The sequence below is a fragment of the Salinibaculum salinum genome, from assembly GCF_037645885.1.
GTDB classification, from domain to species: Archaea; Halobacteriota; Halobacteria; order Halobacteriales; family Haloarculaceae; genus Salinibaculum; species Salinibaculum salinum.
Window position 1 is genome coordinate 54,858 of the sequence record NZ_JBBENW010000018.1, and the last position, 24,437, is coordinate 79,294.

Consider the following 24,437-nt stretch of genomic DNA (forward strand, 5'->3'; position numbering starts at 1 on the left):
TAGGAACTCGTCAGGAGAGAGCCGATTCCAGTCGGTCGACGAGCGACTCGCTCCCGACGAACACCGGCGTTCGCTCGTGGAGTCCGTCGGGGTCGCAGTCGAGCAGTGACTGCGTCCCGTTAGAGGAGGCACCACCGGCCGTTTCGATGACGTGAGCGATGGGATGGCCCTCGAACTGGAGACGGAGTTTTCCTTCCGGCCGCTCCTCGAGCATCGGGTAGCCGAAGATACCGCCGTAGGTGATGACCTGATTGACGTCCGCCACCATCGCGCCGCCGTAGCGGAGTTTCAGCCGGTCGGCCTCGATGTCGTCGACGTAGGACCTGAACTGGTCGGTCCAGTCGGGGATGCGGCCACCGAAGCCGTAGACGACTGGGTCGTCGGGAATCGCCACGTCCTCGGTCAACACCGAGCGCTCCTCGCCGTCGAGCAGGTACTCGGTAACCGTGCCGCCGCGTGCGACGAGCATCGTGGTGATGGGACCGTAGAGGACGAACCCGGACGCGACGAGCGCGCTCCCCGGCGCGGGCAGCGACTCGTCGAAGACGCCGACGATGGTCCCCATCCCGTTGTTCGATTGCAGGTTCGAGGAGCCGTCGAGCGGGTCGCAGGCGACGTGGTACTGGCCGGCGTCGTCGGCTTCGACAACGCCGTCGCGTTCCTCAGAGGCGTAACTCCCTACGCCGTCGAGTGCGAGCAAGCGCTCTTCGAGCAGTTCGTCGGCGTACACGTCGGCAGCGAGTTGCTGTTCGCCGCTGGGATTTTCCGCGTCTGCGTATGCGCGTCGCTCTGCGAGTGCGCCCCGAACGTCCGCAGCAGTCGTCGCGACCGTCTCGAAGACGGTCTCGATAGCGTCTGTCATCGCCTACTCGCCGGCCGCTTCGAGGGCGGTATCGACGGTCGTCTCCTCGAAGATGACTTTCTCCAGTGCGTCGAGGATGTGGCGGGGATTCTCCCGCTGGAAGACGTTCCGGCCGACCGCCAGCCCGACACCGCCGGCGTCGATGGCTGCCTTGACAGTTTCGAGGAAGTCGCGGTCGCTAGTCTTCGAGCCGCCGGACATGACCACCTTCGTCGGGCCGGCCATCCGGACGGCCTGTTCCATGGCTTCCTGGCTGCCGGGGTATTTGACCTTGGCAACGTCGGCACCGAGTTCGAGTGCCTGGCGAGCGGCGTAGGCGATGGTGCCGGGTTTGGTGTCGTTTTTGAGCCCCTGACCGCGCGGGTACGACCACATGACGACCGGGAGGTCGTGTTCGCGGGCGGCCTCTTGGGCGTCGCGGAACTCCTCGGCCATCTCGATTTCGTGGTTCGACCCACCATAGAGGGTGAAGCCGACGGCGTCGGCGTTCAGTTCGTTCGCTGCGTACTCGACCGAGCAGTTGACCGCCGAATCGGGTTCGCCCATCCAGAGGTTCGACGTACCGTTGAGCTTCGCTAGCAGGTTCACGTCGTCCTCGTAGGATGGGTAATAGGCCTCTGCGATGCCTTTCTGGACAGCCAGCGAGGTGACCGCGGGGTGGGTCGCAACGTCGAAAACCCGCTCTGGATCCGCGCTCTCTGGGACATCCTCGAAGTCGACCGGACCGTGTTCGAGGCCGTGGTCGTACGCGAGGATGAGGACTTTGCCGTCTCGCGCCAGTGGACTATCGTTGAATGGTTGCATATGCGTGGGTGCGGCAGGTGCCAGTAAAGTTCTTTTGAACCCCCACAACGACTGTGCGATACTCCGATAAACCGTCAATAGGCTTTCAACAGTTGCCAGCGTAGTTGTTTCATGGTCACACTCGACACAATCCAGACGGTCGGTGTCCTCGGCGCTGGACGAATGGGGAGCGGTATCGCGCAAGTCGCGGCGACACACGGCTACGACGTGGTCATGCGTGATATCGAGCAGACGTACGTCGACGCCGGACTCGACACCATCGAGCGGAATCTGAACCGACTCGTCACAAACGACCGACTTGGTCGCGCAGACGCAAACGCCGCCAGCGAGCGCATCACCGGGACGACGGAGTTCGACGATATCGCACGGGCTGACGTGGTCGTCGAGGCTGTCGTCGAGGAAATGGCGGTAAAGAAGGAGGTGTTCCGCGATCTTGACGACGTGACTGACGACGACATCGTGTTGGCGACCAACACGAGCACGCTCTCGATTACGAGCATCGCCGCGGCGACGGCCCGACCCGACCTCGTCGTCGGCATTCACTTCATGAACCCCGTTTCGCTGATGAACGGAGTGGAAATCGTCGCCGGCGAGAAGACCAGCGAAGAGACAGTTGCCTTTGCCCACGACTTCGCCGAGGACCTCGGCAAGACGACCTGGGAGTCCGACGACAAGCCGGGATTCGTCGTCAATCGCGTCCTGATGCCCTGGATTAACGAAGGGATTCGCCTCTACGATGAAGGTACCGCCACGAAAACCGACATCGATCGGGGAATGAAACTCGGGACAAACGTCCCGATGGGACCGCTCGAACTCGCCGACCACATCGGTCTCGACGTGGTGCTGGACGCCAGTCAGACGCTCACAGACGAACTCGGCGACCGCTACAAACCGGCCTACCTGCTCAAACGAAAAGTCGAAGCCGGCGACCTCGGGAAAAAGACTGGAACGGGGTTCTACGAGTACGACCGGTAAGGCGCTATCTCCATCCCGAGCCCCGACCGATGTGAACGACGAAGACAGGCACCTCGGCGTTCTCGACGACGCGCTGGGTGACGCTGCCGACCGTCGCGATGCGCTCGTGGTCGCTCCGGCCGTGTGTTCCCATGATGACAACGTCGATACCATTCTCGGCAGCGTACTCGATGATGCGCTGTGAGGGGACGCCCGACCGGATAGCGGTCGTGACAGCAATTCCCTCCGAGCCCGCACGCTCGGCGACGCGGGCGACTGCTCGCTCACAGTGGTCCTCCAGCGTGGTTTCGGTCTCGAACTTCTGGTCACCCTCGAGTTGCTCGAACTGGCGTTCGTCGATGACGGCCAGTGCGTGGATATCCGCGTCGTAACGGGTTGCCATCTCGACGGCGTGGTCTAACGTCTTCTCCGTCCCCTCGCTGCCGTCGGTCGGCACCAGAATCCGGTCGTACATTGCCACAGACTGCGACAGCGACCTACTTCAAACGACGGGTCGCTCGCATATCGCTGCGCTCGCGGTCGGTATCCGCCCGATTTAGCTGTCGCTTCTGATCACGGCTCTCCGTTTGAACGTACTAGCCACACATTCTTTTTATTCAGTAGCGACAACCACTGACACGATGCTCTCTGCCCTGTCCCGCCTCCGCGAGCGACTCGCAGATTGGTGGTCCGTCGAAGACCCCGACGACCGTATCGAGGGCACAGGAGAAGTACATCTTGATCCGGCGTACAACGGCCGGTACGAGGCAGAGCGGAATCTCAAAGAGCTCGCCGACGCCGAGACGCACGAGGAATCAGACCCGGACAATTAGTCCTGCAGTTGCTCGGTCAACCAGTCGTAATGCTCGCGCAGGCGACGCTCGCCCGCGTCCGTGAGGACGTACGCGTCGTGAATTCCCTCGGTCCGTGTCTCGACGAACCCCGATTTTTCGAGGGCATCGAGTGCGCCGTAGAACGATTTGGGTTCGATACGCTCACCATCGTGTGATTCGAGTTGTGACTTCAGCGCCTGCGCCTGTAGCTTTTCGCCGGCCAGCAGCGCGCAGATGTCGCGTCGCCGGCCGCTCTGGAGGAACTTCGTCATAGCGTGAGGACCGCGAGCGAGCGGCTTTGCAGTTGTGGTCCACTCACGCTCACCAGCCCCGGAGTCCAGATTCTCACACGGGCGCCCACAACCGGAACGTTTCAACCGCTCGGGTCCTAATGACCGACGATGGCAGACGCCGACTCCGAACCCGGGGCGACACAGCGTGCGAACGGAATCACAGCCACCTACCAAGAAACGGACACCGAGCGCCTGCTCTCGTTCGAGCGTGAGGGTCGCACTGCCGCTATCGCCCAGAACGTCGAGGGATACGCCATGCTGAAAGTTCGTCCCTCCGCCGATGGCGACGAACTCGAACGCTACTACGGGTTCGACATGGCTCTCGACCACGCCGCAGAACTGCTGGGCTGTTCACCGCACGATATTCCGATTCCAGACGCAGCAGCCGATATGGGGATGTAACACCTCTTTTTGCTGCGTCGGGTGACACACACGAGCCTCCGGCTCGTGGTGCACCACTCCTTGCAAAAACTAGGGGAAAAAGGCTGCTCGCGGCCGGTCGGCCGCTCGCAGGTGCTAACGTAGCTTCTACCGCAACCGCACTGCCACCGCAACGCGGCCCTGCCCTTCCCCGGAGGTGTGCGATGAAACGCACACCTCGGCCTATCGTTCCTGTTCGAACACCAGTCCGACAGTCGTCCCGTTTTTTTCGAGGGTGTCGATGAATCGCCAGCCCTCGCGAGCGTGTTCGTTGATGACCGATTCGATAGAATCCAGCTTCCGTGGGTCTGCCTCTGTCGCGTGTGTCGTGTAGACGTACTTCTGCTCGGCCATACCCGTTTCAGGGGTTCTGGCGGGAAAAGCCCCCGTACTTATTTGCCCACCAGTACAGAGTCGCTAGTATGGAAAGTCCACTCGCCCGCTTCGAGCATCCGGCGTACGTCACTGGCATTGCGACTGCGATAAGTTACGGTCTCATTCTGGGATTCATGTTCGTGCTGCTCTTCGTCGTGCCGTTCCTGCTGTTCTTGCTGTTGTGAGACGGTAATAATCGCTGTGGCCGGGAGCGCGCTCCGTCGCGCGACCCGGGGAAAGGCAGGACTGCTGTCTGCGGTACCATGACTATAGCAACCGCGAACGCTCTACCGAGCGTGAGCGGTCGTCCTCACGAACGAAGTGAGTGAGGGCTCGCGGGAGCTTGCTCCCGCGGTGTTTTTCCCCAAGTTTTTGTGAGGAGGGGTCCGGTGCGCGCTCGAAGAGCGCGCCCGAGGCCCGACGAAACAAAAAGTGGGTGCTGTTAGGCGAACGTCCGAGACACGTCTTCGTCTTCCTCTTCCTTCTCGATTTTGTCGTAGGCGCTCTCGAAGTCGGTCATCCGAACCTCGGTCCGGTCCTCGCGAATGGCGAACATCCCAGCCTCGGTACAGATAGCCTTCACGTCGGCACCGGAGGCCTCGACGGCCATGTCGGCAAGCACGCCAAAGTCCACGTCGTCGGCAATGTTCATGTTGCGCGTGTGGATTTTGAAGATCTGCTCGCGGCCAGTCACGTCGGGCTTTGGCACTTCGATGAGGCGGTCGAAGCGACCCGGGCGGAGGATGGCACGGTCGAGCATGTCGAAGCGGTTGGTCGCGGCGATGATGCGGATTTCACCACGGTCCTCGAAGCCGTCCATCTCCGAGAGGAGTTGCATCATCGTCCGCTGGACTTCTGCGTCGCCGCTGGTCTTCGAGTCCGTCCGCTTGGCAGCGATGGCGTCAATCTCGTCGATGAAGATGACGGCGGGTTCGTGCTGACGGGCGAGTTCGAAGAGGTCACGAACGAGTTTCGCGCCCTCACCGATGAACTTGTGGACGAGTTCCGACCCGGCCATCTTGATGAACGTGGCGTCGGTCTGGTTCGCCACGGCTTTCGCGAGCATCGTCTTCCCCGTGCCCGGCGGGCCGTGCAAGAGTACGCCAGACGGTGGGTCGATCCCCACGTCTTCGAACATGCCAGGGTTCTTGAGCGGCATCTCGACGGTTTCGCGAACTTCCTCGACCTGTTCTTCGATTCCGCCGATGTCCGTGTAGTCGACGCCAGGGGACTCTTCGACTTGCATCACGCGAGCACGCACGTCCGTCTCGTCGTCGAGGCTCTTGACGATGGACAGGGAGTTGTTGACCGCGACCCGGGAGTCGGGCTCCAGCGAGTCACGCATCTCCTCGGTGACTTCGGTCAACGCTTCCTGGTTGTTGCCGTGCTGTTTGATGATAACGCCCTCGTCGGTGAGTTCCTGGACTGTGGCCACGAACAGCGGCGACTGCTTGAGCTTCTTGTTCTCGTGAGTGAGCCGCTCCAGCTTCTGCTGGTACTTGTTGTTCTCGGCGTTGGCATCGAGGAGCTTGTCTCGCATCTCCTCGTTCTGGGCTTCGAGTACCTCCAGGCGCTCCTGGAGTGAGTCAATCATCTCCTGCTGGGAGACGTCTTCGTCGTACGGCATATCGACGTCGTCCACAGTATCGGTCATTACACCCCTTCTAGTGCACCGCCTAATAAGAGGTTTCGGGTCAGTTCCAACCGTTGATATTTCGTTTCGGAACCATGATAACTAGTGACCCACGGTGCATCGATTGCCACGCCGTTTCGATAGCGGCAACTAGATGTCCTGCAGTTATAAATTAGATTGGGAAATATTATTAGTCTGTATTGCTGAAGGAGTAGTACAATGAGTGCATCCGAGACAGCCACCACCGAATCCGGTGGCGACGAGAGTGGATGGAGTGCAGTAGCGGACCTGCCGCCGAGTGCAAAACTGGTCGCAAAGGTACTGGAGTACAACGATACGCTGACGCAGAGTCAGCTGGCCGAGGAGACGATGCTCCCCCCGCGGACGGTCAGATACGCGCTGAGCCGACTGGAAGACGTCGGTGTCGTCACGTCGCGGTTTTCGTTTGCCGACGCACGCAAGCGGATCTATACGCTCGAAATCGAGTGAGCGAGCGCGCTTCGCCTGATTGACGACTACTTTCACCTCGCTCTAACAACGCATAAACAGGGTGGCCGTCTACCACTCCGCAATGACCCGGGTCATCCACACGGGGGATACACATCTCGGCTACCAGCAGTATCACCGGCCCGAGCGACGCGAGGACTTTCTGGACGCCTTTCGACAGGTCGCGAAAGACGCAATCGATGACGACGTTGCTGCCGTCGTCCACGCCGGTGACCTCTTTCACGACCGCCAACCGACCCTCCCCGACATCATGGGCGCGATGTCAGTCCTCCAACTGCTCGACGACGCCGACATTCCATTTCTTGCCGTCGTCGGCAACCACGAATCCAAGCGCGACGCCCAGTGGCTCGACCTCTTCGAGTCACTCGGGTTGGCGATACGACTCGGTCCGGAGCCGGTGGAACTCGACGACGTGGCGTTCTACGGTCTCGACTTCGTCGCCCGCGCGAAACGCGATGACCTGGAGTACGACTTCATCCCCCACGACGCCGAACACGCCGTGCTGGTTTCACACGGCCTCTTCCAGCCGTTCCCCCACGGTGACTGGGACGCACAGGAGGTACTTGCCGAGGCCAACGTCGCCTTCGACGCCGTCCTGCTCGGCGACAACCACAAACCCCAGACCAAACAGGTCGACGAGCCCCACGAAGCGTGGCTGACTTACTGTGGGTCCACGGAGCGCGCGAGCGCTGACGAGCGCGACGAGCGCGGCTACAATCTGGTCGTCTTTGACGATGATATCGACATCCGTCGGCGCGGCCTCGACACACGCGAGTTCGTCTTCGTCGACGTGGAACTGCAAGAGGGAGAGGGTGCGAAGCGCGTGCGAGAACGCGTCGGGCAGTACGACCTCACGGATGCAGTTGTGGTCGTCTCGATTAGCGGCGAGGGTGACCCGATTGCACCGGCGACAATCGAGGAGTTCGCCGACGACCGCAGTGCGCTGATTGCCCGCGTCACCGACCACCGCGAGCTAACCGACGAAGGCGACGTGGACGTGAGCTTCGCCGACCCCGACGAGGCTGTGCGCGAGCGGATTCGCGACCTCGGACTCAGTCCGGCGGCCCGCGATCTCGACGAGACAATTCGTGCGAGCAAGGTCCCCGACTCGAACGTCGCCGACGCCGTCGAAGAGAGAGTTCAGGAGTTCGCCGCTGACGCGGACAGCGGGGCTTTCCAGTCCGCAGATGAGAGCGAGGGCGACACCGACGGACAGCCGGCGAGTGCTAGCGGCGGAGAGATGACAGGTGAGAGCGATGACGACGGACAGGTGACGATGGAGGACTACCTATGAGATTCGACCGCATCCGACTGGAGCAGTTCAAATGCTACGACGAGGTGGACGTAACGCTCGACCTCGGCGTGACGGTCATCCACGGCCTCAACGGCAGCGGGAAATCCTCGCTGCTGGAGGCGTGCTTTTTCGCACTCTACGGCTCGAAGGCACTGGAGAAGACACTGGACGAGGTTGTCACCATCGGCGCCGACAGCTCGGTCGTCGAACTGTGGTTCACCCACGACGGCGAGTCCTACCACATCGAGCGCCGACTCAGTGTCAGAAACGGGAACGCACAGACGACCAAGGCCGTTCTGGAGGGACCGGAGGGGACTTACGAGGGTGCGCGAGACGTTCGAGGACGGGTCACAGAACTGCTCCGGATGGACAACGAGGCGTTCGTCAACTGTGCGTACGTCCGCCAGGGCGAGGTGAACAAACTCATCAACGCCTCACCGGGCGAGCGCCAGGACATGCTCGACGACCTGCTCCAACTCGGCAAACTAGAGGAGTACCGCGAACGGGCCAGCCAGGCCCGCGTGGGCGTCGGACGCGTCCGCGACGACAAACAGGGAGCGCTCTCTGAAATCGAGGCTCAGATTGCAGACAAAGAGGAGAAAGATCTCCACGAGCGACTCAACGGCCTCCAGTCGGGGCTTGCGGAAGTTGAGAACGACATCGACCGCTTCGACTCGAACCGGCAGAACGCAGAGCAGACGCTCGAAGACGCCAAATCGGTGCTCGAAGAGTACGAGGACAAACAGCAGGAACTGACCGATCTGACTGCCGACATCGACGATCTCCGGGAGAGAATAGAGGAGACGGAACGCGAACGCGAGCAGTTAGCCGACGAACTGACCGAGGTACGCGAGGAGAGAACTGAGTCGGTCGAACGGCGCGACGAACTGCTCGCGAAAACTGACCTCGACACTGCGACCGCCGAGACAGTGACGGCCCAAGTCGGTGAACTGGAAGCGGAGATCGACGAGGTGACCGAGCGCATCCGTGAGCTGAGCGTCGAAAAGAAAGAGCACGACAGCGACGCCGAGAACGCGAACCAGCGAGCCGACGAACTGGAATCCCAGGCGGAATCGAAGCGCGAGGAGGCAGACGAACTCGAACAGGACGTAACCGACGCACGAGACCTGCTTGCCGAGAAACGCGAACAACTGGAGGTCATCGACGAGGAAATCGCCGAGCATCGTGCAGCCTTCACTGATGCACCCGTCGACGTCGGGGAGGCCGACACCGAGCGTGAAGCCGTCGGGAAAGAGTTGGCAGACGTACGCGAAGAGCGCGCGGGAACCGAGGAGAAACTGGCCAGCGCAGAGGAGCGTCTCGCGGAGGCCCAATCCCTACTCGACGCCGGAAAATGTCCAGAGTGTGGCCAGCCAGTCGACGGGTCACCACACGTCGAATCAATCGACGACCGCCGAGCGGAAGTCGAGCAGCTGGAAGAAAACCTGCAGTCACTCCGCGAACGCGAGTCAGAACTCGCCGAGAAACTGGAGCGACTGGAGGAATTGGCCGAACACGAGGCGGCTATCGAAAAGCGGAACAACGACCGGTCGAACGTCGAGCAACTTGTCGAAGAGCGGGAAGCCACACTGTCGGAGAAGTCAGAGAGGGCGACCGAACTTCGCGAGGAAGCGGCGGAACTGGAGAGTGAAGCCGAGCAGGTTCGCGAGACGGCAGCCGAGGCGCGCGAACAGGCCGCCGAGTGCCGGGAAGCGATTGCGGAGTGCAACCAGGAGAAGGCCGAACTGACGGAGCGGGTCGACCGACTGGAGAAACTGGAGGCGGAAATCGAGCGGGTTTCAGACCTCGACGACCGAATCGAGCAGATTCGGGAGGCGCGCGCGGAGAAAGACGAGCGCAACGAGGAGCGCCGCGAGCACCTGGCGGACAAACGCGAGCGCCGGAGCGAACTACAGGAGACGTTCGACGAAGACCGCATCGAGGAAGCCAGAGGTGAGAAAGAGCGCGCCGAGTCGTACCTCGAACAGGTCCGGGAGAAGCTCTCTGAACTGGAGGACGAGAAATCCAGACTCCAGAACGACATCGGTGGCGTGAAAGCGGAAATCGAAGACCTGGAGACGCTCCGGGACCGCCGTGACCAGATTGCAGCGACCGTCGAGAAGTTGGATTCGCTGTACGAGGAGGCCGAACAGTTACAGGAGATGTACGGGCAGTTGCGCGCGGAACTGCGCCAGCGCAACGTCGAGAGTCTCGAACGGATGCTCAACGAGACGTTCGACCTGGTCTACGAGAACGACTCCTACTCGCGACTGGAACTCGACGGGGAGTACGAACTCACGGTCTACCAGAAAGACGGTGAGACACTCGACCCCGGGCAGCTCTCGGGGGGTGAGCGGGCGCTCTTTAATCTCAGTCTCCGGTGTGCCATCTACCGGCTGCTCGCGGAAGGTATCGAGGGAGCGGCCCCGATGCCACCGCTCATTCTGGACGAGCCGACCGTCTTCCTCGATTCAGGACATGTCTCACAGCTGGTGGAGCTGGTCGGCGCGATGCGAGACCTCGGTGTCGAGCAGATTCTGGTCGTCAGTCACGACGAGGAACTCGTGGGGGCGGCCGACGACCTGCTCCGAGTTCGGAAGGACGCGACGACGAACCGTTCGACCGTCGAACGCGCGGAGACTGCCGATGCCGCGGTGCTGGCAGAAGCCGGCGACTAGTCGGCGTCGTGCTGGAGCAGCGCCAGTGCCTCGCTTGCTTTGTCTGTGGTGGCGTAGCCGCGCTGACCGTTCGCCATCGCCTCCTCGACGAGTCCGGCGGCGCGGAATTCAGTGAGCAGTCCGTGGAGGTCGCTCTCACAGAGGTCGTACGCAGAGAGAAGCGTCCGGATACCGACCGGGCTTTGCGCGTCGATCTCGAGCAGGAGACCCAGTGCACGTTCGTCGTGGACAGCGGTCATCACGCGTCGGACAGTCTCCGGAAGTGCGCTGGCCGCCGTCTCGAGTGGTGATTCGCCGTCAACGAGTTCCCAGTCGTCGTTCGGGAGATGGCGTTGCTCGCCGGTTGCCGGGTCACGGACGAGACTCGACTGGGCCGACTCTTTGAGCAGGAGATAGCGATTGTCGTCCGCGTCTCGAACCGTGCGCATACCGCTGTTTCGAGCCGTTCGGAGTTACTCGTTGTGATTGTCGCTGCCAGCAGCGTCCCCGTCGCCGTCCGTGACACGCTCGTCGATGAGCTGTTTGGCACTTCGATATCGGTAGACGCCATAGCCGAGAACGACAGCACCGGCGGCGGCAAGTTGCCAGCCGAGACGCTGATTTTCCTGAAAGATGACGAATAAGACGCCGACACTCACCACGAGCAAGCCGACGTTGAACACGACAACGAGCGTCCAGAAGGTACCCTCCACGACGGGGTCGATGTCCCTGCCGGTCGTGTCCGGCGCAGTCGGGATGTCGGGACGGAGTTGCTGCTGATCGGGTTCCTGATACTTCTCGTCGAGTACCTCGTGCTCAGGGAACGATTCCCCGTTCTCGTCTCCGTCGTCTATCCCGTCAAGCACGGCTACCCGTTGACTGCCGAGTGCAAAATGCGGTTCGGTCGGCCTGGCACACCCTGTATCGCCGCTCAGGCCATCTCCTCGAGGTTGACCGGCTGGTCGGTCTGAACCCACGCGAGTGGATTCTCCGTGTCGTAAAATACGGTGTCGTCGCCTTCTTCGTAGGCACCGACGGCTGCCACCGCGTCCGGTTCGAGTTCGACCGCCTGTGCGTTCCCTTCGTTCTCGCTACCACGTGCCGTCTCTCGATCCGTACCTTCGCTCATCTATGAAACTGGTATGCTACATCGTACCAAATACTTTCCGGCATCGGTAACGATTCCTTTCGGCTGTCGTAGGAGGCTCCTAACCGACCGGATAGAGACGGGGAGTCCCTCAGACCGTCGGGATTTTACGCACCCGTATCGAACGGACGGCCATCAATGGGACAGTTCGAAATCGGGGACTTCGGGGAAGACGCTGACGACGAGGGCGGCCGGCCTGCCGAGGAGGCCGCGGCCGTCGCGGGCAACGGTGGGTCAAATGCCACCCACGTCGACCCCTCCGAACAACTCTACCCAGATGCCGACGGTACTGTCGAACTGGTCGTCACGCAGGTCGACTACACGATCGAGGGCAACGGTGCCGACGAACAACCAGTCGTCCACGTCTTCGGCCGAACCGAATCTGAGGATCCCGTCCACGTGCGCGTCCACGAATTCCGGCCGTACTTCTACGCACCTGCCAAGAACATCACCGAAGGTCGTCTCCGAGAGTACGACCGCATCACCGGCTGGGAAGAAACCGACGAGGACGGCGAGCCCTACGAGTCGATTCGCGGCGAAGAACTGGTGAAGATTTTCGGCCAGACACCGCGCGACGTGGGCCAGATTCGTGACGAGTTCGACCACTACGAGGCGGACATCCTCTTTCCGAATCGGCTGCTCATCGACAAGGACATCACCAGCGGCGTGCGCGTCCCCGCCCGGATCGTCGACGATGATAGCGACCGCACGACGATTCGCGCCCACCACGACGAACTCGAACCAGTCGAGGTGGCAGCCCCACTTCGTGTCAACGTCTTCGACATCGAAGTCGACGACCGGTCGGGCTTTCCCGAGGAGGGCGAGGAACCCATCATCTGTCTCACCTCTCACGACTCCACGCTCGACGAGTACATCGTCTGGCTGTTCGACGCCCCCGTTGGCGACGCCGAACTGCCGACCGACCTCTCGGGACACGACCCGCTCGACGAGAACGCGGACATCGAGGTTCGAACCTTCGACACCGAGGAGGCGATGCTTGATGCCTTCCTCGACTACATCGACGAGACCGACCCCGACGTGCTCAGCGGGTGGAACTTCGACGACTTCGACGCTCCCTATCTCATCGACCGCCTGGACCGACTCGACGGCGGGACCGACCACGACCTGGATTTCAACCGTCTCTCGCGCGTCGACGAGGTCTGGCGCTCAGACTGGCAGGGTCCCGACATCAAGGGCCGCGTCGTCTTCGACCTCCTCTACGCCTACCAGCGGACGCAGTTCTCCGAACTGGACTCCTACCGACTAGACGCGGTGGGCGAACAGGAACTGGGCGTCGGGAAGGAACGCTACACCGGCGACATCGGCGACCTCTGGGAGAACGACCCCGAACGACTGCTTGAGTACAATCTCCGTGACGTGGAACTCTGTGTCGAACTGGACCGCGAACAGGACATCGTCGACTTCTGGGACGAGGTCCGCCAGTTCGTTGGCTGCAAGATAGAGGACGCCACCACACCGGGCGACGCCGTCGACATGTACGTCCTCCACAAACTCCACGGCGAGTTCGCCCTCCCCTCGAAGGGGCAACAGGAGAGCGAGGACTACGAGGGCGGTGCCGTCTTCGACCCCATCACCGGCGTTCGCGAGAACGTGAGCGTCCTCGACCTCAAATCGCTCTACCCGATGTGCATGGTGACGACGAACGCATCGCCAGAGACCAAGGTCGACCCCGAGGAGTACGACGGCGACACTTACCGCGCACCCAACGGCACCCACTTCCAGAAGGAACCCGACGGCGTCATCCGGGAGATGGTCGACGAGCTTCTATCAGAACGCGAAGAGAAGAAATCACTGCGGAACGAACACGACCCATCAGACCCCGAGTACGAGCAGTTTGACCGGCAGCAGGCGGCTGTTAAGGTGATTATGAACTGCTTCACGCCGGATACGGACGTGCTGACACCACAGGGCATTCGTGGGATTCGGGATCTCGATATCGGAGACGAGGTGTATTCACTCGATCCGGAGACAATGGAGATGGAAATCAAGCCAGTCGTCGAGACGCAGTCGTATCCCGACTACGAGGGCGAACTGGTCGACATCGAAACGAGCAAAATCGATTTCAGTGTTACCCCGAATCACCGGATGCTCGTCCGGAAAAACGAGACGAACGGCATCACCGAAGACGGGTGGGGTTTCGAAGAAGCAGGAAATCTGGACCGAGCGACGAACTACGAGCTGCCCCACGCCTGGGATGGTCCCGATGGAGAACCACTGGACAGGGTGGATCTCACCGAGTACGTCGACGAGTACGAGGTCTGGGTCCGACCGTCGGTCCACGGACACACGTTCGCCTCAGAAATCGGGTACTATCCCGACAAAGTGCTGAAAAACAACGTGGGGGAGGAAGGGTACGTGTTCGGTCCGGGGGAGTTCGAAGAGCACAGAGAGTACATCAAATCGGTCGCGGACCGAACGTACATCCACGCTGAATCCGGACGAAAGTGGATTCCGCGAACCTACGGGGGCGACGACTTCCTCGAACTGCTCGCCTGGTACATCACGGAGGGTAATATCTACACGTCCGAAACAAAGGAGTTCGGCGAAAAGCCCCGTGGGTCAGCGACGACAGTGAAGATAGCGCAGGACGCCACTGCTGTTCCGGATGGTGGAGAAAGCGATCACAGCGCTATCGGTGAGTTGCTCGACCGGATGGAACTGGACTACTACGTCGACGACCAGAGTTACCAGTTCACCTCTCTGCTCTTCGGTAACTTACTCAGAAACATCTGTGGCGACGGTAGCTACGAGAAGAAAATCCCCGAGTTCGTGTTCACGTTGAGTGAAAGGCAAAAACAGCGGTTCCTCGAGACGCTTATCGCTGGCGACGGTGATAGACAAAAGAACTCGTGGCGATACACCACGTCGAGTGAGCAGTTGCGGGACGGCGTACTCCGACTCTGTGCACATCTCGGATTAACGGCGAACTACAACCGAGACAGTGGGTCCTGGAGAATCTACGTCAGCGAAGATGCCAAAAACACCCTCCGAATGCACCGGAGTGCCGAGCGGAGTCAGGCCGAGAACGGTGTCTACTGTGTTACTGTGGAGGACAATCACACCCTGCTTGCCGGCCGAAATGGTAAGTTCCAATTCGTCGGTCAATCGCTCTACGGCGTTTTGGGATGGGACCGCTTCCGGCTCTACGACAAGGAGATGGGGGCCGCCGTCACAGCGACGGGTCGAGATGTCATCGAGTACACTGACGAAGTTGTCCAGAGAGAGGGGTACGAAGTGGTCTACGGAGATACGGATTCAGTCATGTTGGAAGTTGGAGACATTGGGCCGGAAGATGTCGAGGGCGACGTGGAAGTCACCGACGAGATGCGCGAGAAACACCCGGAGATGGACGACGACGAACTCGAAACCATCGCGGCAACTATCGAGAAAGGATTCGAGTTAGAGGAGACGATAAACGCGTCCTACGACGAGTTCGCGCTCGAAGAGTTGAACGCTCAGTTCCACCGCTTCGAAATCGAGTTCGAGAAGCTCTACCGACGCTTCTTCCAGGCAGGGAAAAAGAAGCGCTACGCGGGTCATATCGTCTGGAAGGAGGGCAAAGACGTCGACAACATCGACATTACGGGTTTCGAGTACCAGCGCTCGGATATCGCACCCATCACCAAGGAAGTCCAGAAGGAGGTCATCGACATGATTGTCATGGGGGAAGACACCGAGACAGTCACCGAGTACCTCCACGAAGTCATCGAGGACTTCCGGGCAGGGAACGTCTCGCTCGACGACGTAGGTATCCCCGGCGGCATCGGCAAGAAACTGGACAACTACGACACCGACACCGCACAGGTGCGTGGGGCGAAGTACGCCAACCTCCTGCTGGGGACGAACTTCCAGCGCGGCTCGAAACCGAAGCGCCTCTATCTGAAGAAGGTCCACCCCGACTTCTTCCAACGAGTCCAGTCAGAGCAGGGACTGGACCCCTCCGAAGACCCGCTGTACGGGGAGTTCAAACGCGACCCCGATGTGATTTGCTTCGAGTACGACGACCAGGTCCCAGACGCGTTCGAGGTCGATTGGGACAAGATGCTCGACAAGACGCTGAAAGGTCCCATCGAGCGCATCATCGAAGCGCTCGGCATCTCCTGGGAAGAAGTCAAATCCGGGCAGGAACAGACGGGTCTCGGCCAGTATATGTAACCGCCACTGCCAACCCGAGAGTTACACACATCGAAAATTAATTTTTCTTTTACGGAAGCTTGAACATGGGAATGCGAAAGCATTATGGGTGATTGGCACCACCTTTCGGTTGACCTAAGACTACCATGGCTACACTCGAAATCGATAACCTCCAGGCGAAAGTTGCCGAAGAGGACGGCGAGACCATTCTTCGTGGCGTCGACCTCGAAGTACGCAGCAACGAGATTCACGCGCTGATGGGACCGAACGGCAGCGGGAAGTCCACGCTGGCGAAGATTATTGCCGGCCACCCTGCCTACGAGGTTACCGGCGGTGACGTGCTCCTTCACCTCGACGACGACGAGTTCGACGAGGAGATTCCCGAAGATCTGCAGACGTGGGATCTGCTCGACCTCGAACCGAACGAACGTGCCGCACTCGGCATCTTCCTCGGGTTCCAGTACCCCGCGGAAATCGAGGGTGTCACGATGGTGAACTTCCTCCGAACGGCGCTCAACGCCAAACTCGAGGAACGCGAGGAACTCTTCGAGGAAGACGAGGAAGAGGAGGCCGAAGAAGAAGCCGAGGCAACCAAAGAAGACGCGGCGGGCTACGACACCTCTCCGATGGAGGGCAACGTCGAGGAAGGCGAAATCGGTGTCGCCGAGTTCCAGCAGATTCTCCAGGAGAAGATGGAGCAACTCGACATGGACGAGAAGTTCGCCAGCCGCTATCTCAACGCGGGCTTCTCCGGTGGGGAGAAGAAACAGAACGAGGTGCTCCAGGCAGCGATTCTGGAACCCTCGATTGCAGTGCTGGACGAAATCGACTCCGGGCTCGACATCGACCGTCTGCAGGACGTCTCCAACGGTATCAACGCGCTCCGCGACGAGCAGGGTGCCGGTATCCTTCAGATTACGCACTACCAGCGCATCCTCGACTACGTCGAACCGGACCACGTCCACGTGATGCTCGACGGCGAAATCGCAAAGAGCGGTGACGCGGCGCTGGCCGAGAAACTCGAGGACAAGGGATACGACTGGGTCCGCGAGGAAGTCTACGAGGCAGCATAACGCGGAAAATATCAATAAAATAACATTACAACAATGAGTTCAGACCAAGACCACCTACAAGAGACCGACACCGAGGCTCGCTTCGAGTTCAAGAAGGAGGAGAAGTCCGCCTTTGAGACAGAGAAAGGCCTCACGGAGGAGACCGTTCGGGTCATCTCCGAGGACAAGGACGAGCCCGAATGGATGCTCGAGCGACGCCTCCGCGCGCTCGAACAGTTCCAGGAGATGCCGATGCCGACCGGTTGGCCCGGCGCTCCCGACCTTTCGGAGGTCGACATCGACCACATCGTTCCCTACATCCGCCCCGACATCGAAACCCGTGGCGGCGCAGAGAACTGGGAAGACCTCCCCGAGGAGATTCAGGACACCTTCGACAAACTGGGCATTCCGGAAGCCGAGAAAAACGCACTCTCCGGCGTCGGTGCCCAGTACGAGTCCGAGATTGTCTACCAGAACATGCAGGAGCAGTGGGAGGAGAAAGGCGTCATCTTCTGTGACATGGACAAGGCCGTCCAGGAGCACGAAGAGATCGTCAAAGAGCACTTCATGACGAAGTGCGTTCCCCCGAGCGACAACAAGTTCGCTGCACTCCACGGTGCGATCTGGTCCGGTGGCTCGTTCGTCTACATTCCGGAAGACACCACGGTCAACATGCCCGTGCAGGCGTACTTCCGGATGAACTCCGAAGGGATGGGCCAGTTCGAGCACACGCTCATCATCGCCGAGGAGAACTCCGAGGTCCACTACATCGAGGGCTGTTCCGCCCCGAAGTACTCGGCGTTTAACCTCCACAGCGGTGGCGTGGAAGTATTCGTCGGCGAGAACGCCCACGTTCAGTATTCCACTGTGCAGAACTGGTCGAAGAACACCTACAACCTCAACACCAAGCGTGCGATTTGCGAAGAAGAGGGCACGATGGAGTGGGTGTCCGGTTCCATGGGATCCAAAGCGACGATGCTGTACCCGTCGACGGTCCTCAAGGGGCCGGGCGCGACGGACAACCACATCACCATCGCCTTCGCGGGCGAGGGCCAGAACATCGACACCGGCGCGAAGGTCTACCACAACGCGCCGGATACGAAGTCGACCATCGAGTCCAAGTCCATCAGCAAGGACGGCGGCCGAACGAACTACCGTGGTCTCGTCCACATCGCCGACGGCGCGGAGAACTCCTCCACGTCCGTCGAGTGTGACGCGCTGATGTTCGACAACGAGTCCACGTCGGACACCATGCCATACATGGAGATTCAGGAGCAGAAAGTCGACGTGGCCCACGAGGCGACCGTCGGCAAGATTGGCGACGAGGACGTGTTCTACCTCCAGAGCCGTGGCCTGGACGACGACGACGCAAAGCAGATGATCGTCGCCGGCTTCATCGAGCCGATTACGGAGGAACTGCCCATCGAGTACGCAGTCGAGCTGAACCGTCTCATCGAACTGGAGATGGAGGGTAGCCTCGGATAATATGAGTACGCAGGTACACGCGGAAGTCACAGCGGACCAGGTCGAACAGATCAGCGAGGACCTCGACGAGCCGGAGTGGCTGCTCGAGACGCGTCTCGAGGCGTTCGAAGCGCTCGGCGACCTCGCGATGCCCGACGTCATCAAGACGCCGGGCCGCGAGTGGACGAACCTCGACGCGCTCGACTACGAGACACTCGTCGACCCGCTCGACTACGCACAAGAGAAAGACCGCGTCGACGCCGATGGTGTCGACGTCCTGGAGTGGAGCGAGGCGCTCGACCAGCACGGCGATGTCATCGAGGAACACTTCGGCAGCATCGTCGACCCACAGCGCGACTATCTGACCGCGCTGTCGACGGCCCTCTTCAGCGCCGGCACCGTCGTCTACGTCCCCGAGGGCGTCGATGCCGAGGACGTGAAGATTCGAACGCGGATGAACTCCCGGTCGCTGTTCAACTACACGCTCGTGGTTGCCGAGGAATCGTCCTCGGTCACGATTCTCGAACGGCAGTCCACTGGTGAGGACGCCAAACCTGTCGACGAGGGTCGCTACTACAGCGGCATCGTCGAGGCAGTCGTCGGCGAGAACGCCAACGTCCAGTACGGCGCGCTCCAGAACCTGAGCGAGGAGACGTACAACTTCTCGGTCAAGCGCGGCCACGCTGGCACCTACGGGACCCTCAACTGGATCGAGGGGAACCTTGGTTCCCGACTGACGAAAACGAACGTCGAGACGCGCCTCGTCGGCGACTCCTCGGAGTCTCAGATTGTCGGCGCGTTCTTCGGTCACGAGGACCAGCACTTCGACATCGCCAGTCGCGTCTGGCACGAAAACGAGAACACGACCGCGGACCTCGTTACCCGCGGTGTCCTCCAGGACAGCGCCCGCTCGGTCTACGAAGGTGTGCAGGACGTCGGCCGCGACGCCTGGAACACCTCATCGTACCAGCGCGAGAATACCCTGATGCTGAGCGACGAGAGCGAGGCCGACGCATCGCCGAAGCTCATCATCAACAACCATGACACCGAAGCGTCCCACTCCGCGACAGTCGGACAGGTCGACGAGGAAGACCTGTTCTACATGACCTCCCGGAGTATCGACCCCGTGACCGCGAAGAACCTCCTCGTCGAGGGCTTCTTCGTGCCCGTCCTCGAAGAGGTCGCTGTCGACGAACTCCGCGAAGACCTCGAAGAGCAGGTCGCTGCTCGTCTTCGTGAGTAGGGAGATTCCGTCAGGAATCTCCGAATTGCGAGCGGCATTTGCCGCGAGCAGTGAGCCTGCGGCTCACGAACGAACGGCTCGAAAATTGCGGTTTGATTTTCGGCGTCTCCGCGAGTAGGTCTTTAGTGACTCAGGGAAGCTTTTGTGAGGCTGGCATCAGTTGGGGTACGTGTGGTAGGACGTGAAAGAGAGGTTGTGAGACACCTAACCGAAGAGGAACTAGATCGTCTCCAGTCTGAAACGGACAGTATCAAAGAGTACAAACGACTCACGTTTCTCAAGCGTCTCTACGACGGCGCAGCGCTGGCAGCAGCAGCTGAAGATATAGGGGTCTCACAAGGAACGGCAAGCAACTGGGTGACACGGTGGAACGAAGGTGGACTCGGAAAACTGACGCCGAACTTCGGGGGCGGCAGGCCCCCGAAGCTCGACGAAGCCCAACAAGAACAACTCATTGCACGCCTCCGTGAGGGACAGCCCTGGAAGAAACAAGAGATTCAGCACCTTCTCAACGAGGAGTTCGATGTCGAATATCACCCACACTACCTCCCAACGTTTCTGGACAAGCTTGGCCTCCACTATGCCATTCCTCGAACGAAACGTCCTGATCGACCAGAGAACGCTGAAGAGATCCTCGACGAACGCGTCAGGTACGCGTTCGACGAGGAAGCCCTTGAGCAGCCTCACAACAAACGCGAGGACGACACTGACGACGAAGACTGGGACCGCGACGAGGACATCCGAACAGACGGAGGCGCTGTTGTCGGATTCTTCGATATTTCTCACCCACAACCGTGGGACAATTCTCAGCGGCTGTATACCGTTGATGAGCCTCACATTGAGCGGAAGTTGGTGAAGATCGACACACCAGCGGCTGGGTTCTACGCTCTCAACGGTGAGAGTGTCCTGTCGTTTCCACCGAATCAAGAGAAAGAGAAGATTTGCGGGTGTTTCGAGAAAGTCCGCGAGCAGAATCCCGGCAAGCGGATTCTGCTCGTGTTGGATAATTTCTCGTCACACGTGTGTAAGTACACGCGCAAGCGAGCACACGAACTCGGGATAGATTTGGTATTTCTTCCAGTCGGATCGCCCGATCTCAATCCGATCGAACCAGTTTGGAAGAGTCTCAAGTGGGAATCTTCGCCGTTCATTGTCGAAGATGGTGATGAGTATCAAAGACGTATCACAGAACTATTCGGAAATTTGACTAACCAACTTAGCTTCGCCTCCTCGTGGATCGAGAACCATCTTGACAACTATCTCAATAAGTTAGTCTAATCACTATAGCGACCTCGAATTACATTACGAACAGGGAACGAAAGTGATCCGTGAGTAGAAAGTTTCCCTACCGCGCGACGGTCACCGGGACTGGGGACTGGCGGACGATTTTCTCGGTGACGTTTCCGATGAACAGTCGGTCGGCAAGACTCCCGCTGTGCGTCCCGACAACGATGGTGTCGAAATCGTCGGCAGCGTTGAGAATCGCTCGAACCGGATGCCCGACCTGCGTGCAGGTGTCGATAGAACGGTCGTACTCATCGGCGATGTCGTGTGCGGTTTCGAAAACCTGTTCTGACGCCTCGTCTACGGCCGTCTCGAGGTTGTCTTCGAGCGCAAAGCCGGTCGCAGACCCCAGCATCGAAGAAGGCGTACCAACGACATGCAGGACCATCACCTCGGCATCGGGGAAGAACTCGAATGCGTAGCGGAGTGCCTGCTGGGCCATCTCGGAGTCGTCCATCGGGACGAGAATGCGGGTTGACATACCCACTGTACAACTGCAACGCTGATAAATGCCAGCGCAGACGGCGTCGGCACGCAAACGAGGGATGGTGCGGACAGCGGGTTTAAGTTTCCGCCTACCCGACGAACTGGTATGGTAGCGAGAGGACAGTCTCGGTGGTCGGCGTGAGCATCCAGCAGTCGGTGGCATCGGACCACCAACTGGTGCGCTTGCTCCAGATTGGCGTCGTGCTGGAGGAGGTCGTCGAGGCGCGCGCCGCCAAGCACGCGAATACAGACGACCTGGACGACAACGTCCGAGCGTTCCTCCGCGAGGCAGCGGCCGAATCAGCGACCCACCGCGAGCGACTCGATACGCTCGTCGACGGACTGGAAGCAGACACGATTCCGTTCGACGAAATAAAGCTGCTCGTCGAACAGCAGTACGAGGCCGACCAGGACTTCGACGGTATCCTCTACGACCAACTGTGCAACGAGGAGACGGCATACAAGTTCTACGATGACCTCATCGCAGCCATCGAGGAGTCTGACGCGAGTTTCGGCCTCGACCGAGACCATCTGCTCTCCGTGCTGCGCGAGATTCGTGCCGACGAAGAGGCCGGCGTCGAGGAAGTGACCGAACTGATGGAGGAGCGAGCATGACAAGATACGTCGAACGCAGACAGCGGAGGTGTCGGCAGTGAACACGGCAGACCAGTATCTCCAGGCAATTTATCTCATCCAGGAACTCGAGGATGGCCCGGCGTCGACCGGGAGCATCGCGGACAGCCTCGATGTCAGCCCGGCGAGTGCCAACGAGATGGTCGGGAAACTCGAAGACAAGGGGCTCGTCAGCCACGAGAAGTACAAAGGCGTCGACCTGACCGACGATGGAATCAAGCGCGCACGGGATGCGATCCAGAACTACTGCATCATCGAGCGCTTCCTCATCGAAGTGCTGGAAGTCGAGAACTTTCGCGAGGAGGCCGAACAGCTGGCACCGGTTATTGACGAGACGGTGGCCGACCGCCTCGATACGATTATCGACCGCGAACCGCAGTGTCCGGACTGTTTCAACGCCGAAGAGGACGTGTGTGGGCTGCTTGAACTAGAAGCCGACGCTGCCGACTGATGGTCGTCGACACCCTCGTCGAGACGTTCGGTCCATTCCTGATTCCGGCGACGGTGTTCGTCGTCGGCGTCATCGGCTACGGGATTCTTATCGTGCTGACTCGCTACGGCCTCCTTCCGGGCCGGAGCCACAGTAACGGCGGGAACGATTAAGAGCGCGCCGACCCGACCGCCAGTATGGCCGACGAACCGATGACCCGGTTTCCAGTACCGGACACCGAGGACCTTCCAGCAGACGTCCGTGAACGAATCGAGGCGGAAACCGAACGCGCCGGCTTCACGCCGAACGTCTTCTCGGCGTTTGCGTACCGGCCGGCACAGTTTCGTGCCTTCTTCGGGTACTACGACGCGCTCGTCGAGGAATCGTCGCTGGCGCGGGAGGAACTGGAACTCATAATCGTTGCTGTCAGCGGCGCCAACGACTGTCTGTACTGTGTCGTGGCTCACGGCGCGCTCCTTCGCCTCTACGCCGAGGACCCGCACCTGGCCGAACAGGTGGCGACCAACTACCGAACGGCAGACATCAGTGATGCGCACCGTGCGATGTGCGATCTCGCGGTGAAGCTGACCGAGCGCCCAGCGCGGGTCGAAGAGGAAGACATCGAACAACTTCGTGAGCACGGGTTCTCGATGGAGGAGATCTGGGACATCGGCTCGACAGCAGCGCTGTTCAATCTCTCGAATCGGATGGCACACCTCGCGGATATGCGACCGAACGAGGAGTTCTATCGCCTGGGGCGAGACTGAAAACGCTTCGCGTTTGAATAGTGGAGCGACACAGGAGTACAGAGCCGAACAACGGTGACGATACACTTTTGATTTAGACGCATCTAAACAGAGTATGCTGAGTGCGAAGATGGAGGACTACCTCAAGACGGTCTACGAGTTGCAGTCCCAGGGGGAGGGGCCGGTGTCCACGTCGTCGATCGCGGAGACACTCGACGTGACAGCGCCGACAGCGACGAGCATGATGGAGAAACTCGAAGAGCGAGGGCTCGTCGAGCGCGAAAAATACAAGGGCGTGACGCTGACCCGAGAGGGCGAGACCGTTGCACTGGAGGTTATCCGACATCATCGCCTGCTCGAGACGTACCTCGCCGAACAGTTAGGCTACAACTGGACGGAGGTCCACGACGAGGCCGACAGACTCGAACACCACATCAGCGAGGAGTTCGAGCGCCGCGTCGCCGAGGTGCTTGACGACCCCGAGGTCGATCCCCACGGCGACCCGATCCCGACTGAAGCCCTCGACCCCGTCGAGGAGTTCATCGGAGAAACACTCGACCAGCACGTGGAGGGAGATAGCGTCGTCGTCGAGCGCGTCCGCGACCGCGACCCGGAGGAACTCGCCTACCTCGAAGACGTGGGTATCACGCCCGGAACGACCCTCACGGTCGAAGAAGTGGCACCAATCGGCATGGTGACGGTGTTGCTCGGCAACGGCGAGTCAGTCTCGCTCCCGGACAGCATCGCGAGCGCGATTCGCGTCAGCGAAGCCAGCGAGACAGAAGACGCCAGCAGCCTGGCCTGATACTGTCGGACAGAGCATTTGCGATTGGTGGTCGTCGCGACGGCTTCAGTCAGGTGGATCCGGTGACAGAGGTTGTTGATAGCCGCAAGAACGTTGTGGGAGTTGGTTTGGAGTCGATGTGTGGCTCCACTTGAGACCGATTGACATCTTCCCCGCCCTAGAGTGCTGTCTCTTACCCATAACTCAGCATCAGCGCATTAATTCAACGTGAATAGATACGAGACAAAGAAATTAATCAGATCTCGGTCATTATCTAGCGAAAACCAAAGTGATCTCGGTGAGGTTGTTTGACAAAATTGAGAGAACTGGTGACTACCGCCGCTTTCCGCTGAATGAGCCGCGAGAGCGCGCTCATTCAGC

27 protein-coding genes are annotated in these 24,437 nt (G+C 60.2%); 17 read left to right on the forward strand and 10 right to left on the reverse strand.

The annotated features are described in order from the left end of the window. Window positions 1-10 precede the first annotated feature (10 nt). Window positions 11-862, reverse strand: a complete 852-nt coding sequence (locus WDJ60_RS14825; protein ID WP_340101379.1) for a class 1 fructose-bisphosphatase — start codon at window positions 860-862, stop codon at window positions 11-13. Window positions 863-865: 3 nt separating this feature from the next. Then, entirely contained in the window at window positions 866-1,666 is an 801-nt protein-coding gene (locus WDJ60_RS14830; RefSeq protein ID WP_340101380.1) for a class I fructose-bisphosphate aldolase, read from the reverse strand. Window positions 1,667-1,777: 111 nt separating this feature from the next. Between WDJ60_RS14830 and WDJ60_RS14835 the strand changes: the two genes are divergently transcribed. Beyond that, window positions 1,778-2,641, forward strand: a complete 864-nt coding sequence (locus WDJ60_RS14835; protein ID WP_340101381.1) for a 3-hydroxyacyl-CoA dehydrogenase family protein — start codon at window positions 1,778-1,780, stop codon at window positions 2,639-2,641. Window positions 2,642-2,645: 4 nt separating this feature from the next. Here WDJ60_RS14835 and WDJ60_RS14840 read toward each other — a convergent pair whose 3' ends face one another. Continuing rightward, complete coding sequence (locus WDJ60_RS14840) at window positions 2,646-3,095, reverse strand: universal stress protein (protein ID WP_340101382.1); 450 nt, start codon at window positions 3,093-3,095, stop codon at window positions 2,646-2,648. A 166-nt stretch (window positions 3,096-3,261) separates the two neighbouring features. Here WDJ60_RS14840 and WDJ60_RS14845 point away from each other — a divergent pair, with 166 nt between their 5' ends. Beyond that, on the forward strand, window positions 3,262-3,453 hold the full coding sequence (locus WDJ60_RS14845; protein WP_340101383.1) for a hypothetical protein: 192 nt from the start codon (window positions 3,262-3,264) through the stop codon (window positions 3,451-3,453). On the opposite strand, the gene WDJ60_RS14850 is transcribed toward WDJ60_RS14845, so the two are convergent. Next, window positions 3,450-3,725 carry a PadR family transcriptional regulator gene (locus WDJ60_RS14850; RefSeq protein WP_340101384.1) on the reverse strand — a complete coding sequence of 92 codons (276 nt, stop codon included), beginning with the start codon at window positions 3,723-3,725 and terminating at the stop codon, window positions 3,450-3,452. The genes WDJ60_RS14845 and WDJ60_RS14850 overlap by 4 nt on opposite strands. A gap of 129 nt (window positions 3,726-3,854) precedes the next feature. Between WDJ60_RS14850 and WDJ60_RS14855 the strand changes: the two genes are divergently transcribed. After that, entirely contained in the window at window positions 3,855-4,148 is a 294-nt protein-coding gene (locus tag WDJ60_RS14855) for a DUF7111 family protein (RefSeq protein WP_340101385.1), read from the forward strand. 201 nt (window positions 4,149-4,349) lie between these two features. On the opposite strand, the gene WDJ60_RS14860 is transcribed toward WDJ60_RS14855, so the two are convergent. After that, window positions 4,350-4,520, reverse strand: coding sequence for a DUF4177 domain-containing protein (locus WDJ60_RS14860; RefSeq protein ID WP_340101386.1), 171 nt, complete (start codon window positions 4,518-4,520; stop codon window positions 4,350-4,352). A gap of 68 nt (window positions 4,521-4,588) precedes the next feature. Here WDJ60_RS14860 and WDJ60_RS14865 point away from each other — a divergent pair, with 68 nt between their 5' ends. Further along, window positions 4,589-4,726 (forward strand): hypothetical protein, encoded by a 138-nt coding sequence (locus WDJ60_RS14865; protein WP_340101387.1) that lies wholly within the window; start codon window positions 4,589-4,591, stop codon window positions 4,724-4,726. Between the two features lie 257 nt (window positions 4,727-4,983). Here WDJ60_RS14865 and pan1 read toward each other — a convergent pair whose 3' ends face one another. Then, window positions 4,984-6,195, reverse strand: a complete 1,212-nt coding sequence (gene pan1 / locus WDJ60_RS14870; RefSeq protein ID WP_340101388.1) for a proteasome-activating nucleotidase Pan1 — start codon at window positions 6,193-6,195, stop codon at window positions 4,984-4,986. Window positions 6,196-6,393: 198 nt separating this feature from the next. Between pan1 and WDJ60_RS14875 the strand changes: the two genes are divergently transcribed. From WDJ60_RS14875 to rad50, 3 genes are all read left to right on the forward strand, one after another. Next, window positions 6,394-6,663: a MarR family transcriptional regulator gene (locus WDJ60_RS14875; RefSeq protein ID WP_340101389.1), complete on the forward strand. Its 270-nt coding sequence runs from the start codon at window positions 6,394-6,396 to the stop codon at window positions 6,661-6,663. Window positions 6,664-6,745: 82 nt separating this feature from the next. Further along, window positions 6,746-7,975, forward strand: a complete 1,230-nt coding sequence (gene mre11 / locus WDJ60_RS14880) for a DNA double-strand break repair protein Mre11 (protein WP_340101390.1) — start codon at window positions 6,746-6,748, stop codon at window positions 7,973-7,975. After that, window positions 7,972-10,653: a DNA double-strand break repair ATPase Rad50 gene (rad50, locus tag WDJ60_RS14885; protein WP_340101391.1), complete on the forward strand. Its 2,682-nt coding sequence runs from the start codon at window positions 7,972-7,974 to the stop codon at window positions 10,651-10,653. The genes mre11 and rad50 overlap by 4 nt, the downstream gene beginning before the upstream one ends. Here rad50 and WDJ60_RS14890 read toward each other — a convergent pair. The 3 genes from WDJ60_RS14890 to WDJ60_RS14900 all read right to left on the reverse strand — a co-directional run bounded on the left by WDJ60_RS14890 (window position 10,650) and on the right by WDJ60_RS14900 (window position 11,761). After that, window positions 10,650-11,081, reverse strand: coding sequence for a DUF7346 family protein (locus WDJ60_RS14890; protein WP_340101392.1), 432 nt, complete (start codon window positions 11,079-11,081; stop codon window positions 10,650-10,652). The two genes, rad50 and WDJ60_RS14890, sit on opposite strands and share 4 nt — an antisense overlap. Window positions 11,082-11,105: 24 nt before the next feature. Further along, window positions 11,106-11,498: a DUF7322 domain-containing protein gene (locus tag WDJ60_RS14895; protein ID WP_340101394.1), complete on the reverse strand. Its 393-nt coding sequence runs from the start codon at window positions 11,496-11,498 to the stop codon at window positions 11,106-11,108. A 65-nt stretch (window positions 11,499-11,563) separates the two neighbouring features. Then, window positions 11,564-11,761 (reverse strand): DUF7331 family protein, encoded by a 198-nt coding sequence (locus WDJ60_RS14900; RefSeq protein WP_340101395.1) that lies wholly within the window; start codon window positions 11,759-11,761, stop codon window positions 11,564-11,566. 156 nt (window positions 11,762-11,917) lie between these two features. Between WDJ60_RS14900 and WDJ60_RS14905 the strand changes: the two genes are divergently transcribed. The 5 genes from WDJ60_RS14905 to WDJ60_RS14925 all read left to right on the forward strand — a co-directional run bounded on the left by WDJ60_RS14905 (window position 11,918) and on the right by WDJ60_RS14925 (window position 20,971). Then, window positions 11,918-15,955, forward strand: a complete 4,038-nt coding sequence (locus tag WDJ60_RS14905) for a DNA polymerase domain-containing protein (protein ID WP_340101396.1) — start codon at window positions 11,918-11,920, stop codon at window positions 15,953-15,955. Between the two features lie 125 nt (window positions 15,956-16,080). Next, window positions 16,081-17,007, forward strand: a complete 927-nt coding sequence (locus WDJ60_RS14910) for an ABC transporter ATP-binding protein (protein ID WP_340101398.1) — start codon at window positions 16,081-16,083, stop codon at window positions 17,005-17,007. A 33-nt stretch (window positions 17,008-17,040) separates the two neighbouring features. Beyond that, window positions 17,041-18,471, forward strand: a complete 1,431-nt coding sequence (gene sufB, locus WDJ60_RS14915) for a Fe-S cluster assembly protein SufB (RefSeq protein WP_340101400.1) — start codon at window positions 17,041-17,043, stop codon at window positions 18,469-18,471. 1 nt (window position 18,472) lies between these two features. After that, a complete protein-coding gene (gene sufD, locus WDJ60_RS14920) occupies window positions 18,473-19,693 on the forward strand; it encodes a Fe-S cluster assembly protein SufD (protein ID WP_340101402.1) in 1,221 nt (406 codons plus the stop codon). A gap of 171 nt (window positions 19,694-19,864) precedes the next feature. Then, window positions 19,865-20,971, forward strand: a complete 1,107-nt coding sequence (locus WDJ60_RS14925) for an IS630 family transposase (protein WP_340101412.1) — start codon at window positions 19,865-19,867, stop codon at window positions 20,969-20,971. A 67-nt stretch (window positions 20,972-21,038) separates the two neighbouring features. Here the strand turns inward: WDJ60_RS14925 and WDJ60_RS14930 are convergent, their stop codons facing one another. Beyond that, complete coding sequence (locus tag WDJ60_RS14930) at window positions 21,039-21,458, reverse strand: universal stress protein (RefSeq protein ID WP_340101403.1); 420 nt, start codon at window positions 21,456-21,458, stop codon at window positions 21,039-21,041. Between the two features lie 143 nt (window positions 21,459-21,601). Here WDJ60_RS14930 and WDJ60_RS14935 point away from each other — a divergent pair, with 143 nt between their 5' ends. The 5 genes from WDJ60_RS14935 to WDJ60_RS14955 all read left to right on the forward strand — a co-directional run bounded on the left by WDJ60_RS14935 (window position 21,602) and on the right by WDJ60_RS14955 (window position 24,077). Continuing rightward, window positions 21,602-22,078 (forward strand): ferritin-like domain-containing protein, encoded by a 477-nt coding sequence (locus WDJ60_RS14935; RefSeq protein WP_340101405.1) that lies wholly within the window; start codon window positions 21,602-21,604, stop codon window positions 22,076-22,078. 37 nt (window positions 22,079-22,115) lie between these two features. Beyond that, window positions 22,116-22,547: a metal-dependent transcriptional regulator gene (locus WDJ60_RS14940; RefSeq protein WP_340101406.1), complete on the forward strand. Its 432-nt coding sequence runs from the start codon at window positions 22,116-22,118 to the stop codon at window positions 22,545-22,547. Continuing rightward, complete coding sequence (locus WDJ60_RS14945) at window positions 22,547-22,699, forward strand: hypothetical protein (RefSeq protein ID WP_340101408.1); 153 nt, start codon at window positions 22,547-22,549, stop codon at window positions 22,697-22,699. Before WDJ60_RS14940 ends, WDJ60_RS14945 begins: the two co-directional genes overlap by 1 nt. Before the next feature lie 24 nt (window positions 22,700-22,723). Then, window positions 22,724-23,293, forward strand: a complete 570-nt coding sequence (locus WDJ60_RS14950) for a peroxidase-related enzyme (protein WP_340101409.1) — start codon at window positions 22,724-22,726, stop codon at window positions 23,291-23,293. Window positions 23,294-23,387: 94 nt separating this feature from the next. Further along, window positions 23,388-24,077, forward strand: a complete 690-nt coding sequence (locus tag WDJ60_RS14955; protein WP_340101410.1) for a metal-dependent transcriptional regulator — start codon at window positions 23,388-23,390, stop codon at window positions 24,075-24,077. Window positions 24,078-24,437 lie beyond the last annotated feature (360 nt).